Raw genomic sequence first — 13,985 nt, 5'->3', positions numbered from 1 at the left:
ATTTTCGGAATATTCACTAAATGTGTAGTTAATAATGAAAAGGGAGATGAATCAAATGGTTAAAATGATCGCGTTGTATAAACACCCTGAAGATATAGAAGCGTTTGATGAGCATTACTTTAACACTCATAGTCCAATTACAGCGAAAATTCCTGGTCTACGAGATATGAAAGTAACCCGAGTTGTCGGCAATCCGATGGGTGGAAAAGGCAAGTATTATTTAATGTGTGAAATGTATTATGACAGTCATGAATCCTTAAAAGAGGCAATGAAAACCGATGAAGCGAAAGCATCAGGTAAAGATGTAATGGGATTTGCGGGAGATTTAGTAACAATGATGATTGGTGAGGAAGTAGATGAGTGAGTACCGCTTTTTGCAGGTGACCGTCGTAGATGGGATAGCACTTGTTGAATTAAATCGACCGGACGTTCTGAATGCGATTAATAGAGCCATGGTTACTGAATTAGTGCAAGCATTCGAACATGCAGATAAAGATGAGCGAATCGGTGTAATTGTGTTAACAGGTAAAGGGCGTGCATTTGCAGCAGGAGCGGATATTGATGAAATGCGTAAAGAAGGGCCGATTGATTTTGAATTAGCGGATCCATTTGCGGATTGGGATAAAATTTTGCGCATACGAAAACCAATCATTGGGGCAGTAAAAGGATTTGCTTTAGGGGGTGGCTTTGAGCTTGCATTAGCTTGCGACGTATTATTTGCTTCGCATCAAGCCCAATTCGCCTTTCCTGAAGTGAACTTAGGTGTAATGCCAGGGGCTGGAGGAACCCAACAATTAACGAAAATAATAGGAAAGAAAAAAGCACTCGCATATTTATGGACTGGTGATCGAATGACCGCACAACAGGCGTATGATTGTGATATTGTTACTCGTTTAATAGACGAAGAAGTATTACTAGAAGAAACGATGAAATTTGCTAAACGCATTACAAGGCAACCTTCTTTAGCTATTCGTTTAATAAAAGAATCGGTTAATGTTGCTGTTGATGTTCCTCTAGAAGAAGGCATGAAGCAGGAACGGAAAAATTTCTATTTACTGTTTGCCTCAGAAGATCAAAAGGAAGGCATGAATGCTTTTGTCGAAAAAAGGCCCCCGCAGTTTAAAGGAAGATAGGAGGATATGTATGTATGAAACGATTCAATACGATGTAATCCAACAGGTGGCGACCATAACGTTACATCGCCCCGCGAAATTAAATGCGATTACACTTCAGTTAAACGCTGAATTAAGCAAAGCATTGAAGCAAGCATCCCATTCTGATGATGTAAGAGTCATCATCTTAACAGGAGAGGGACGAGCATTTTGTTCCGGTCAAGATTTAACACTGGCATCAGATGACGTGGATTATGGAGATGTGTTGCGGACGAGCTATGGACCTGTCGTAAGAGCGATGGAAGAATGTGAGAAACCTATTATTGCAGCTGTTAATGGGGTGGCTGCGGGAGCGGGATTCAGTTTAGCGTTAGCGTGTGATTTTCGATTGATGTCGGAAAAAGCAAGTTTCGTGCAAGCATTCGTTCAAATCGGCTTAATTCCCGATGCAGGGAACTTGTATTATTTATCGAAGTTGGTCGGCCATGCAAAAGCTCTAGAATTATCTCTTCTCGGTGGGAAAGTGACAGCAGAAGAAGCAAAAGCCCTTCATTTAGCGACAAAAGTCATTCCAGAAGAACAATGGGAGGAGCAGGTAAATGCCTTTGCTCATCAGTTAGCCAATATGCCAACCAAAACAATGGGCTTAATCAAACGTAACCTTAAAGCTAGTTGGAATAGTACGTTACCTGAGTTTCTCGAAGCAGAGGCAAATGGACAGAAAATAGCTGGCTTGACAAACGATCATAAAGAAGGAGTGCAAGCCTTTCTTGACAAACGACCTCCATTGTTTCAAGGGAATTAATTGATAAAGGAGTTGTAAACAGTGACAACAACAAAGCAAGAAGTAATGGAAGTATTAGAAATGAAACGAAATCATTATCAAATGATCATAAACGGTGAGCGGGTAGAATCTAACTCTGCTAATACGATGACTACTTTCAACCCAGCTACTGGTGAAGGGATAGCTACTGTTCCAAAAGCGACAAAAGAAGATGTTGATCAAGCCATTCAAGCTGCTAGACAAGCCTTTGATTACGGGAAGTGGAAGAAGTATCCTGTTAATAAGCGTTCACGCGTCATGAATAAGATTGCTAGTATAATGCGTTCTCGCTTTCAAGAATTAGTCGAGTTAGAAGTGTTGAATAGTGGAAAAACATTAGCTGCTGCCCAAGGGCAAGTCATGCAAGCAATTGAAGATTTTGAGTTTTACGCTGGGGCCATTGTTAGCCACAAGGGAGAAGTAAACCCTGTTCCAGGTCAGTTCCATAACTATACAGAAAAAGAGCCAATTGGCGTGTGTGCGCAAATTATACCATGGAATTACCCACTTATGATGGCAGCTTGGAAAGTCGCACCCGCGATTGCAACCGGATGTAGCATTATTGTCAAGCCTGCTTCTCTTACTCCGCTTACGGCGATTGTATTAGCGGAAATTTGTACCGAAGCTGGTGTGCCAGAAGGGGTAGTAAACGTTGTTACTGGCTCTGGCTCTGAAGTTGGTGATTATTTGGTAGAGCATGGCCAAGTGGATAAAGTAGCTTTCACAGGATCCACACCAATAGGTAAAAGTATTATGGCGAAAGCTTCAGATACGTTGAAACGTGTCACGCTCGAGTTAGGTGGTAAATCGCCGAGCCTTGTGTTTGCTGATGCAGACATTGAAGCGGCTGTTGATGGTTCATTGTTCGGCATTTTTTATAATACGGGACAATCTTGTGAGGCGCGTTCCCGTTTGTATGTCCATGAAGCTATTTATGAGGACTTCATGGAACAATTTATAACGAAAACGAAACAGCTCCAATTAGGCAACCCTATGGCGAAAGAAACTCAAATAGGTGCGATTATTAATCGTGAACAATTAGAAGTCATTGATGGGTATGTTCAATCAGCAAAAGAAGCAGGTGCTACCATCGAAACAGGTGGGAGAGAAGCGACTGTAGAAGGGTATGAGCAAGGTCATTGGTATGAGCCAACTATTATTACCGATATTGGCCATGATCATCCTGCTGTACGTGAAGAGATTTTTGGCCCTGTAGTTGTTGTAACGAAATTCTCCGATGAAAAGGAAGCTATTATGTTAGCGAATGATAGTGATTATGGTCTTGGTTCAGCCGTTTGGACGAAAGATCACGGCCGTGCTACACGTGTTGCCAACAAGCTACAAGCGGGTATCGTCATGATTAACTGTCCATTTTCTGCATTTCCTGGCACGCCATTTGGTGGATATAAGCAATCTGGATTTGGCCGTGAGTTATGTACGGAAACACTAGACCTTTATACAGAAACGAAAAGTGTGATTTCATATTACGGTGCAAAACCATTAAATCCATTAAATGTATAAAAAAGCAGAATGGGAATGTAAGAAATGCTTACATTCCTTTCTGCTTTCAATAAGGAAAGGGGAAATAGAAGATGATCAATCATATTGTCGTAGTCGGTTCTGGTGTAATGGGAAGAGGCATTGCTTATGTTAGTGCGTGCAGCGGATTCCATACAACAATAGTAGATATTAATCAGAAGCAAATACAGGCTGCTCAACAAGAAATCAATGCTATGTTTCACAAAGGAGTAGAACGCGGTAAGGTACGAAGCGTAGATGTGGAACAGTATAAAGCAAAGTTATATTACGATACAGACCTCGCACACGTCAGTACAATGGCAGATCTTATTATTGAAGCAGTACCAGAAAAGAAAACGATAAAACAACAAGTTTTTGAAACAGCCGAAGCCAATGCTCCTGCTTCGTGTTTGTTTGCTACAAACACGTCAACCATGAGTCCGACAGAAATAGCCTCCTTTACGAATCGTTCAGACAAAGTAATGGCTATGCATTTCTTCAATCCTGTACATAAGATGCCTCTTATCGAAATGATTCGCGGCTTAGATACTAGTGAGGAAACGGTAGCCGCTTTACAACAAGTTGCCAAACAAATGGGCAAAGAAACAGTTATTGTGAATGAATTTCCGGGCTTTGTTACGAGCCGGATTAGCGCTTTAGTTGGTAATGAAGCGTTTTACATGTTACAAGAAGGACTAGGATCTCCAGAAGAAATCGATAAAGCAATTAAATTGGGTCTTCATTATCCGATGGGACCGTTTGAATTAGGCGATTTAGTTGGCTTAGATACGAGATTAAATAATTTAAAATATTTGCATGAAAAATTAGGAGAAAAATATCGTCCAGCTCCATTACTAGAACAATATGTGAAAGCAGGTAGACTAGGACGTAAGACAGGTAAAGGGGTTTATAATTATACGAAAGAAGTGAGTCGTAAATGATAGAAGTGGCAATCGTTGACGCGTTAAGAACACCGATTGGGCGTTATCGCGGAGCGCTAAAGGATGTACGTCCAGATGATTTAGCTGCGCACGTGATTCAAGGCCTTTTAGAACGTAATCCAAACGTGCCCATACATGAGATAGAAGAAGTTGTGTTTGGAAATGCTAACCAAGCAGGTGAAGATAATCGCAATGTTGCTAGAATGGCAGCTTTACTGGCTGGGTTACCAGTTGAAGTAGCGGGTACGACGATTAATCGGTTATGTGGTTCTGGCTTAGATGCGGTGAATTATGCTGCTAGAGCCATTATGGCTGGAGAAGGAGATATCTTTATTGCTGGTGGTACAGAAAGTATGACCCGTGCACCATACGTCATGGCCAAAAGTGAAACTTCTTTTCAGCGTGGCAATCCACAGTTATATGATACGACCATTGGCTGGCGATTCGTAAATGATAAATTAGCTAACATGTATGGAACAGATAGTATGCCAGAAACAGCTGAAAATGTAGCCAAGCGTTACGGGATTTCTCGCGAAGCCCAGGATCAATTTGCATATGAAAGTCAACAAAAGGCTAAAGTCGCAATGGAAACAGGAATCTTTGAACAAGAAACGATACCTGTTACGGTAACAGATAGAAAAGGGAAAGAAACTGTTATATATGAAGACGAGCACCCAAGGCCAAATACAACACTCGACAAGTTATCTCAATTAAAGCCGCTTTTTTCAGGTGGAACGATTACTGCAGGAAATGCATCCGGTGTTAACGATGGAGCATCCGCTTTATTGTTAATGAGTTTAAATAAAGCACGAGAGCTTGGAGTAAAGCCGTTAGTAACGTATCATGTGTCCGCTTCTGCTGGATTAGAACCTAATGTAATGGGATTAGGGCCTATTTATGCGACAAAAAAAGCACTATCACGATCAAAGCTTACGATAAAGCATATTGGATTGGTTGAATTGAATGAAGCGTTCGCCTCCCAATCTCTTCAATGTATAAAAGAACTAGAATTAGATACTAACATTGTTAATGTAAATGGGGGAGCTATTGCTTTTGGTCATCCACTAGGTGCGAGTGGAGCAAGAATATTAACGACACTTATCTATGAAATGAAACGAAGAAATGTCCAATACGGCTTAGCGACCATGTGTGTTGGCGTCGGTCAAGGAATTGCAACTATAGTAGAGAATTACTAGAAACTACTTGCTATTATCGCTATTTTTCGACAATGGGCTCTTTAAATTTGTAATATTCATGTTATACTGATATTCAACGATTGATAGACACATAGAGAAAAGAGTTGTTGAAAGTATGGGGATGAATACAAGGTCAATGATATTTACGATTTATGGTGATTATATTCGTCATTATGGTAACCAAATTTGGGTTGGTAGCCTTATCCGCTTGCTGAATGAATTTGGCCATAACGATCAGGCAGTTAGAGCAGCTGTCTCGCGTATGAGTAAGCAAGGGTGGCTTCAATCGGAGAAACAAGGGAATAAAAGTTACTATTCCTTAAGCAGTAAAGGGGTAAAGCGGATAGATGAAGCTGGCAACCGCATCTTTAAGTTAAACCCAGATTTATGGGATGGTAAATGGCGCATGCTTTTGTATAGCATTCCAGAAGAGAAACGGAGCCTACGTGATGAATTACGAAAAGAGTTAGTCTGGAATGGATTTGGAACTCTATCCAATAGTTTATGGATATCACCGAATCAACTAGAAGATCAAGTGTATGAATTAATAGCTAAATATAACATAGAGGATTACGTTGACTTCTTTATTTCAGAATACGACGGGCCCTATGAAAATCACCGTATCGTTCAAAAAAGCTGGGATATGTCTCAAATCAATGACAAGTATGATCAATTTATTCGTCATTATAGCCAACAATTTGTTGTAGATAAGAACAAGATGAAGCATGAACAAATGACTGACGCGCAATGCTTTGTCGAGCGAACAAAACTAGTGCACGAATATCGGAAATTTCTGTTTATTGATCCTGGTCTACCTACTGAATTACTACCTGCGAAATGGTATGGAAGTCATGCTGCTGCGCTATTTGCTGATTATTATAAACTGTTAGCAGCACCTGCCAATCGCTTTTTTGAACATATTTTTCAAAAAGGGAGCAATATTGTGCATAAAGATGAATCCTATAATATGTACAACCACCCTCTTATTCAAGAAGAAAAAAAACGCTAAAGAAAGACAAAACAATAAAAAACACCTCCGACATGGTATAATTAAACAAATACTATTCATAAACGATTAGAATTAGATCATAATCGTGCGGAGAGAGCAATTAAGCCCTTTGTTTTGGAAAGAAAAAATTGGCTTCTTAGCAACACGGCGAAGGGTGCAAAAAGTAAACCGAGTAAGAAGTAACCCAATCATAGCATGAGCCCAGACCTGAATAGTAGGTGTGGGCTATTTGACGCGTACGCTTATACTAATTTTCCGTCTTTAGTGTTAATTGTGTAATGACAATAATCTGCTACATTGGTATCATGGGTTACTATTAAGATGGTTTTTCCTTCATTACAAAGTTTCTTTAATAAAAGCATTATTTCTTTTGTTGTTTCACTATCAAGTGCTTCTGTAGGTTCATCAGCTAAGATAATATCAGGATCATTAATTAAAGCTCTGGCTATCGCGACACGTTGTCTTTGACCACCAGATAAATGATGGACTAACTCTTTTAACCTATCATGTATTCCTATTTTCTTCGTTAACAATTGCGTTTTCTCTCTAGCTTCTTTCTTATTATATTTTTTAGAATATGATAAGGGTATGCGTATATTTTCAAAAACGCTATACTTCTCAATTAAAGCAAAATTATGACTATTATACGACAACCAAGCTTATTTGGCATCCAAGAATTATATGACATGGAACCTACCAAAAATATGAAGAGATTATATCTGCAAATAAATTGGGTTCTATTTATTTTCATATAATCCAATTTATTGCAAAAAATGGGTTGACTTATTAAATTCAAAATTTTACAATGTATGTAACGAAAATATAGAAAAAGGGATGATGAATGTGTATGGATAGTAAACTTTTTCTAGCACTTACTGATGGAAGGTTTTCCCTTTTATGGTTGCTTTGTTCTTAATATTTGTCAAACCCATTTATAAATAATAATGGAGATTGTATAATTATTTCTCAGAATGCAATGTTTATCGGGTATGGATTTACATTAATATGGGGGGATGGGGTTGTAGCATAGTAGTAGAAAAAATTAAGGAATTCAAAAGGAAATATCAATTTGTATCTACATACCTTAATAAGTAACTTACATTTTATTTATCGTTGCTTCCATATTATGGTTCTTTATTTAGTCTAAGTATACACATGTCAATTCATTTACTTATTTTATATTTTAATTAATTATTTCTCCCAATGAAATAATTTTGTCGTTCCCAGTTCCACATGGCAACAACAAACAGCCGAAAGTTACTGCTGATGATATTGACAAGGAATATATCGAACAAGAATTTGATAGGTACATCAGGGGGGGAATTTAGAAGATGAAAGGGAAAAATATTTGAACGCATATGGTGGTGCGGAATCAGTAGAAATTCAACAAACGGGCCATTTTGCAGAAGAAGAGAAAGAGGGATGTTTTTGGCTAATAAAAAAAGCTCTGTTTCATTTTTAAAAAAAGCTTGGGTTTCCTCGGTTGGTGTATTTGTATTATCGCAGATAGTCTTTATTATATTTGAAAAAACAGGATGGACGCCTAATTACAAAGAATTTGACAGTGGAACATTATTTGGAAAGATTCTGGAATCTCCAATTTTTACCGATTGGTTTGCTTTTTATGAGAAACCACATATGAATTTACTGACTGTATTTTTTGCAATCTTTTTTCTGATACCTGGAATTATAGGTGCAATAAAAAGTGCTTTCGTTGCTGAAAAAGCAAGTTGAATTCCGAAAGCAGAGTCCTAAACAAACGGGCGAGATTGTTGAATAAGAGAGTATTTAAGATGGGTTTGTTTCAGTGCCAAGAGGGTTCGGGTGCAGTGAGTTTCACTTTTAGCCGAAGAAAGTAAAAAAAGAGTGGCTATCTCGCCACTTTGAACAGTTTCTTTTAACTCAGGCGTACATTTTGACTGAGCTCCACAATTGGATTTGTTGGCTCGATAACGTGCTTGTGCTTCTTCAGCCGTACATTCAGCGTTTCTTTTCAATTCACGCGTTCTGATATGGTAAGATGCTTGTAGCTCATAACGATTTCCTCCGTTCAAATGTTTGTTGTGGTAACTACATTTTACACGAGGTCGTTATGGGCTTCTTTTATTTACCCTTGGGTGTTGCACTTAATTATACAATCGACCTAATAATTTATTTCGCAATAGATCAAAATTACTTCTAGCATTCATGATACGTTTGATACTACCTTAGGCTAGCCCATTACGAAGCGTTTTTTTGCATAGTATGACGTTGCAAAATAGTAATTTATTTAAGCTGTTGCATGAATTCTTGTCCCTTTTGAATGTATGTATCAATGGATAGCTGGATCAGTTGTAAGTCTTGCTTATTTAATTCCCGTACTACTTTACCAGGAGTACCTAGAATCAGCGACCTTGGTGGGAATTGCTTGCCAGGAGAAATCAATGTGTTAGCACCTATAATACATTCCTCGCCAACTTGTGCGCCATCTAAAATGGTTGATCCCATGCCGACAATGGAACGATTCCCAATAGTGCATCCGTGTAAAATGACGTTATGCCCAATGGTTACTTCATCCCCTACTTTTAATGGTGCTCCTTCGTATAAATGACATGTTGCGTTGTCTTGAATGCTGCATTTCTCACCAATCGTAATCGGTGCTTCATCTCCACGGATGACAGCATTAAACCATACGCTCGAATATTTACCAATGGTGACCTCGCCGATTATATGCGCTCCAGGTGCGACAAATACGGTGTTATCGACTTTTGGCCATATGTGATTATAAGGATGTAACATTCTCATTCACCTCAAATTGTGATAATGTTAAAAATAGTATAACATTTTAATTGCGTGGAGGGAATTAGATGAATCAACTATGCGAGCAATTACATATTAAGTATCCAATCATACAAGGGGGAATGGGGGATATTAGTCATGAAACGTTAACGGCAGCGATTACAGAAGCGGGGGGATTAGGTACAATCGGGGTAGGTACGATGAGTGTGGAGGAAGTAGATTCCAAAATACAAGCAACAAAAGAGCTCACAGATAAGCCTTTTGCCGTTAATATACCATTGAATGTAACGCCTTACAAAAAAGAGATGATCCAGTTAGTTAATCAATATGACGTTCCGATTGTTTCTTTGTCAGCAGGAAACCCAGCCCCTTATGTAAACTGTTTTCATGAACGAGGCGTTAAAGTGTTGACCGTTGTCGGCTCTAAACGTCAGGCAGTTAAGGCGGAAATGGCAGGGGTAGATGTCATTGTTGCAGAAGGATTTGAAGCAGCGGGTATTAACTCTCCATTCGAGACTACGACACTTTCCTTAATTCCTCAAATTGTTCAATCTGTATCCGTACCAGTAGTGGCAGCGGGAGGAATTGCGGACGGATATGGTTTAGCGGCTATGTTAGCGCTTGGAGCTAGCGGGGTGCAAATGGGAACGCGTTTTATTGCGACGAAGGAAGCGCCGTTTCATTCTCATTATAAACAAGCGGTCATGGAAGCAAAGGACAATGAAACCGTCATTGTTGGCAGAAGTGTTGGCCAGGTTCGTCGAGTATTAAAAAAACCATATACGGAAAAACTTTTACAATATGAACAAGAAGGCATAACAGTGGAACAATTTCAACAATATACTTCTGAACATTTTCATAAACGCGGCGCATTAGAAGGAAACGCTGAAGAAGGATTTATGAATGCAGGACAAATATGTGGATTTATCGATACGATTCCAACAGTGGAACAATTAATACAATCTATGATGGAGCAATATAACAATCGAATTCAACAGTTACAACCTTTTCAACCATAATCGGCACATAAAAAGCAGGCGTTCACAGTTAGACTAAGTTAATGCCTGTTTTTTTATGTGTCTGTATTTTGTTTGGTCATAACTCGACAAAAGTCAAAATATACACATTAATTTATATTTTCAGAATTTTCATTGACAATTTTAGGCTTGTTCGTTACGATAACGTTATAAATACAATGGTTATAAAAATGCGCTAACGTTGCTTCATAGCAATTCGTTATGCTAAACATCAAGACGTACACACAGGGGAATGAATACGAGGAGGAATGAAATGAAAAAAACGAGTTGGTTGCTTTTCGTGTTATTCGTTGTTGGTTCATTGGCTTTGGCCGCATGTGGGGGAACAGAAAATGTAGAAAGTGATGCGGAAGATAGTGCTGATAGTGGTGAAACAAATGAAACGGAAGCAGCGGAATCATCTGATGCGTACACGGTTGGTATTTCTCAATTTGTGGAACATCCATCGTTAGATGCTGCAACAGAAGGCTTTAAAAAAGGCATCGAGGATAGTGGTTTGACAAATGTAACGTTTGATGTTCAGAATGCGCAAAATGATATGTCTAACAACCAAACGATTGCGGACAATTTTGTTAGTGATCAAGTGGATTTAATTTTCGCCAATTCTACACCTAGTGCTCAAAGTGCATTAAATGCTACAGCAGACATTCCTATCGTGTTTACATCGGTAACAGACCCGATTGGCGCCGAGTTAGTTCCTTCTATGGATGAAGCAGGAGGAAACATTACAGGTACAACAGATAATCATCCGGATGCGATTCCGAATACTGTTCAATTCATTGATGAGCAGACAGAAGCGAAGAAAATCGGCATGGTTTACAATGCTGGTGAACAGAACTCTGTCGCACAAGTTGAAATGGTGAAACAGGCTACAGAAGGTACCGACTTAGAAATAGTAGAGGCGTCTGTATCCAACTCCGCTGAAGTACAACAAGCTACAGAATCTCTTGTAGGACGAGCAGATGTATTTTACATTATTACCGATAATACCGTCGTCTCTGCATTAGAGTCTGTTATTGGTGTTGCAAATGATCAAGGGATTCCTCTCTTTGTAGGAGAACTTGATTCTGTGGAACGTGGTGGATTAGCTGCTTATGGATTTGATTACTATGATATAGGTTATCAAGCTGGGGAGATGGCGGCATCTGTATTAAAAGGGGAAAAAGAGATAGCGGAAATAGCGCCACAATACCCAAATGACTTAAAGCTCGTTATGAATCAACAAGCAGCTAAAGACATGGGAGTAGAAATAAAAGATGAATGGAAGAGCTTGGCTGAGTTTATAGAATAGAAAAATGTGAAAGTGGTTCAGTGGTTACAGAAGTAAAAATGCAATCACTGAGCCTTGTTTCGAGTTTTCTTGTCTACTTGAGTAAGGGGGAGTTCGGGTGGCTTTAGCTTTGTTTAGTGCATTTGAATCAGGTGTAATATACGCTATTATGGCACTCGGTGTTTATTTATCCTTTCGTGTACTTGATTTTCCGGATTTAACGGTTGATGGCAGTTTTGTGACTGGTGCTGCTGTTGCCGCTGTGATGATTCTTCAAGGGTACAATCCATTTCTCGCTTCTACCGTTGCTTTACTAGCTGGATTTGTCGCGGGTTGCCTTACAGGAATTTTACACACAAAAGGTGGGATAAATCCACTGTTGTCTGGCATTTTAATGATGATTGCGTTGTACTCGATTAACCTTCGAATTATGGGGAAATCAAACATTCCACTACTTAATCAACAAACGGCTTTAGATCAAGTAGAGGCGGTTTGGTCAAATGTGGCCGTTTTATCCTCATGGGGAGTCGTCATTTTTATGCTGCTCGTTACGTTAAGTTTCAAGTTGCTATTGGACTGGTTTCTAAAAACAGAGGTAGGGTTAGCCGTTCGTGCAACAGGAAACAATCCGAAAATGATTCGTAGTTTTGCTGCGCATACTGATTGGTTAATCATACTAGGGCTCGGTGTTTCCAATGCTTTTGTTGCTTTTTCCGGAGCTTTCATCGCACAGCTGTCTTCATTTGCGGATGTTGGTATGGGAATAGGGATGATTATTATCGGTCTTGCATCGGTCATTATTGGAGAAGCGTTATTTGGCTCCAAAACGATTGGACGAACAACACTTGCTGTCATCGGCGGGGCAATCGTTTATCGCATCGTCGTAAGTATTGCGTTACGAATAGAGTTTCTCGATGCAGGAGATATGAAGTTAATTACAGCGATTATCGTTATTATTGCTTTAATTGTTCCGAAAGTAATGGATGATCATAAAGTTCGAAAAATGAAAAAGAAACGAAATGCACAAAGGTTAGCAAATTTGCAATCGCTGTCGGAAGAAAAGGAGGAGCACCATGCTTCATCTTGAACACATACACAAAGTATTTAATGAAGGCACCCCAGACGAGAAGATTGCTTTAAATCAGGCCAATCTTACGTTACATAAAGGTGATTTTGTAACGATTATTGGTAGTAACGGTGCGGGAAAATCGACGTTAATGAATATTATTTCTGGCGTGCATTCACCTGATATGGGGAAAGTCGTTATTGATAATCGTGAAGTAACGGTTTTACCGGAATATAGACGTGCCCGATATATAGGAAGGGTGTTTCAAGATCCAATGGCAGGAACAGCACCGTCTATGACAATTGAAGAGAACTTATCCATCGCTTATTGTAGAAGTAAAAGAAGAACGTTTAAAAAAGGAGTAACGAAGAGGAGAAGAGATTTTTTCCAAGAGGCATTACAAACGCTTCATCTCGGTTTGGAAAATCGTTTAAATGCTAAAGTTGGACTGTTATCTGGAGGGGAAAGGCAAGCTTTATCGTTGTTAATGGCGACGTTTACAGAACCTGCTATTCTATTGCTAGATGAACATACTGCAGCATTAGATCCTGCACGTGCTGCGCTTATTACGAATTTAACGAAAGAAATTGTCGCAACAAAAGAGTTAACTACCTTAATGGTTACCCATAACATGCAGCAAGCGTTAGATTTAGGGAATAAACTATTGATGATGGATAAAGGTGGTATTATTCGGGAGTACGATGAACAGGAAAAGAGAAATTTAACAGTAGATAAATTGTTAGACGAATTTCAGAAGATAAAAGGAGAGCAGTTGGTAAATGACAGAGCTTTGCTTTCTTAAATAAAGGAGGAGAAGAATGAAGTCAGGAATGCATATAGGGCAAACAGCGACCATTACGGCAAGGGTGACACCAGAAATGTTTGCCCAGTTTGAAGGAAAAGTCGTTCATGAAGCTTATTCAACAGTTGCCATGGTGTATCACATGGAATGGGCAGCAAGGCAAATAATCTTACCATATTTAGAAGCTGATGAAGAAGGAATTGGTGCTGCTGTTCAAGTGAAACATGTTGCACCAACAGCAGTTGAAACAGACATACAAGTAACGGCGACATTGACAGAATTAAGGAATCATTTAGTTATTACAGAAGTAGAAGCCAAGAATAATAAAGGGATTATAGGTAAAGGAGAAGTCACCCAAGCAATCGTGCCAAAAGAAGTCATCAAGGAGAAAATAAAGCTAAGCGAAATGACACAACCCTAATTGTAAACGCTT

General features: G+C 39.2%; 15 protein-coding genes and 1 pseudogene. 14 read left to right on the top strand and 2 right to left on the bottom strand.

The window, feature by feature from the left end:
- Positions 1-55 precede the first annotated feature (55 nt).
- From N784_RS08165 to N784_RS16280, 8 genes and pseudogenes are all read left to right on the top strand, one after another.
- The gene (locus N784_RS08165) at positions 56-364 is read left to right on the top strand and encodes an EthD family reductase (protein WP_036834015.1); all 309 of its coding nucleotides are present in this window, start codon (positions 56-58) and stop codon (positions 362-364) included.
- A complete protein-coding gene (locus N784_RS08160; protein ID WP_036834014.1) occupies positions 357-1,133 on the top strand; it encodes an enoyl-CoA hydratase-related protein in 777 nt (258 codons plus the stop codon). Before N784_RS08165 ends, N784_RS08160 begins: the two co-directional genes overlap by 8 nt.
- A 10-nt stretch (positions 1,134-1,143) precedes the next feature.
- Positions 1,144-1,917, top strand: a complete 774-nt coding sequence (locus N784_RS08155; RefSeq protein ID WP_036834013.1) for an enoyl-CoA hydratase-related protein — start codon at positions 1,144-1,146, stop codon at positions 1,915-1,917.
- A 21-nt stretch (positions 1,918-1,938) separates the two neighbouring features.
- Complete coding sequence (locus N784_RS08150; RefSeq protein ID WP_036834012.1) at positions 1,939-3,456, top strand: aldehyde dehydrogenase family protein; 1,518 nt, start codon at positions 1,939-1,941, stop codon at positions 3,454-3,456.
- 71 nt (positions 3,457-3,527) lie between these two features.
- Positions 3,528-4,394: a 3-hydroxyacyl-CoA dehydrogenase gene (locus N784_RS08145; RefSeq protein ID WP_036834010.1), complete on the top strand. Its 867-nt coding sequence runs from the start codon at positions 3,528-3,530 to the stop codon at positions 4,392-4,394.
- A complete protein-coding gene (locus N784_RS08140; RefSeq protein ID WP_036834007.1) occupies positions 4,391-5,590 on the top strand; it encodes a thiolase family protein in 1,200 nt (399 codons plus the stop codon). Before N784_RS08145 ends, N784_RS08140 begins: the two co-directional genes overlap by 4 nt.
- 121 nt (positions 5,591-5,711) lie before the next feature.
- Positions 5,712-6,599, top strand: coding sequence for a phenylacetic acid degradation operon negative regulatory protein PaaX (gene paaX / locus N784_RS08135; protein ID WP_036834089.1), 888 nt, complete (start codon positions 5,712-5,714; stop codon positions 6,597-6,599).
- A gap of 63 nt (positions 6,600-6,662) precedes the next feature.
- Positions 6,663-6,764 (top strand): annotated as a pseudogene (locus N784_RS16280) (IS66 family transposase); the annotation flags it as partial.
- Between the two features lie 77 nt (positions 6,765-6,841).
- Here the strand turns inward: N784_RS16280 and N784_RS08130 are convergent.
- Positions 6,842-7,252, bottom strand: a complete 411-nt coding sequence (locus tag N784_RS08130; RefSeq protein WP_052127208.1) for an ABC transporter ATP-binding protein — start codon at positions 7,250-7,252, stop codon at positions 6,842-6,844.
- A gap of 775 nt (positions 7,253-8,027) precedes the next feature.
- Between N784_RS08130 and N784_RS08125 the strand changes: the two genes are divergently transcribed.
- Complete coding sequence (locus tag N784_RS08125; protein WP_036834086.1) at positions 8,028-8,333, top strand: YfzA family protein; 306 nt, start codon at positions 8,028-8,030, stop codon at positions 8,331-8,333.
- A gap of 531 nt (positions 8,334-8,864) precedes the next feature.
- On the opposite strand, the gene N784_RS08120 is transcribed toward N784_RS08125, so the two are convergent.
- Entirely contained in the window at positions 8,865-9,377 is a 513-nt protein-coding gene (locus N784_RS08120) for a gamma carbonic anhydrase family protein (protein WP_036834005.1), read from the bottom strand.
- A 68-nt stretch (positions 9,378-9,445) separates the two neighbouring features.
- Here N784_RS08120 and N784_RS08115 point away from each other — a divergent pair, with 68 nt between their 5' ends.
- From N784_RS08115 to N784_RS08095, 5 genes are all read left to right on the top strand, one after another.
- Positions 9,446-10,396: an NAD(P)H-dependent flavin oxidoreductase gene (locus N784_RS08115; protein WP_036834004.1), complete on the top strand. Its 951-nt coding sequence runs from the start codon at positions 9,446-9,448 to the stop codon at positions 10,394-10,396.
- Positions 10,397-10,667: 271 nt separating this feature from the next.
- A complete protein-coding gene (locus N784_RS08110) occupies positions 10,668-11,705 on the top strand; it encodes an ABC transporter substrate-binding protein (protein ID WP_036834003.1) in 1,038 nt (345 codons plus the stop codon).
- Between the two features lie 97 nt (positions 11,706-11,802).
- Positions 11,803-12,771, top strand: coding sequence for an ABC transporter permease (locus tag N784_RS08105; RefSeq protein ID WP_036834002.1), 969 nt, complete (start codon positions 11,803-11,805; stop codon positions 12,769-12,771).
- A complete protein-coding gene (locus N784_RS08100; RefSeq protein WP_036834001.1) occupies positions 12,758-13,552 on the top strand; it encodes an ABC transporter ATP-binding protein in 795 nt (264 codons plus the stop codon). The genes N784_RS08105 and N784_RS08100 overlap by 14 nt, the downstream gene beginning before the upstream one ends.
- A gap of 16 nt (positions 13,553-13,568) precedes the next feature.
- Complete coding sequence (locus N784_RS08095; protein ID WP_036834000.1) at positions 13,569-13,973, top strand: thioesterase family protein; 405 nt, start codon at positions 13,569-13,571, stop codon at positions 13,971-13,973.
- The last annotated feature ends 12 nt before the right edge of the window (positions 13,974-13,985 follow it).

This window comes from Pontibacillus litoralis JSM 072002 (genome assembly GCF_000775615.1).
GTDB classification, from domain to species: domain Bacteria; phylum Bacillota; class Bacilli; order Bacillales; family BH030062; genus Pontibacillus; species Pontibacillus litoralis.
The sequence above is the reverse complement of the archived record's forward strand: the minus strand, read 5'-3'. Positions and strand labels throughout refer to the sequence as shown.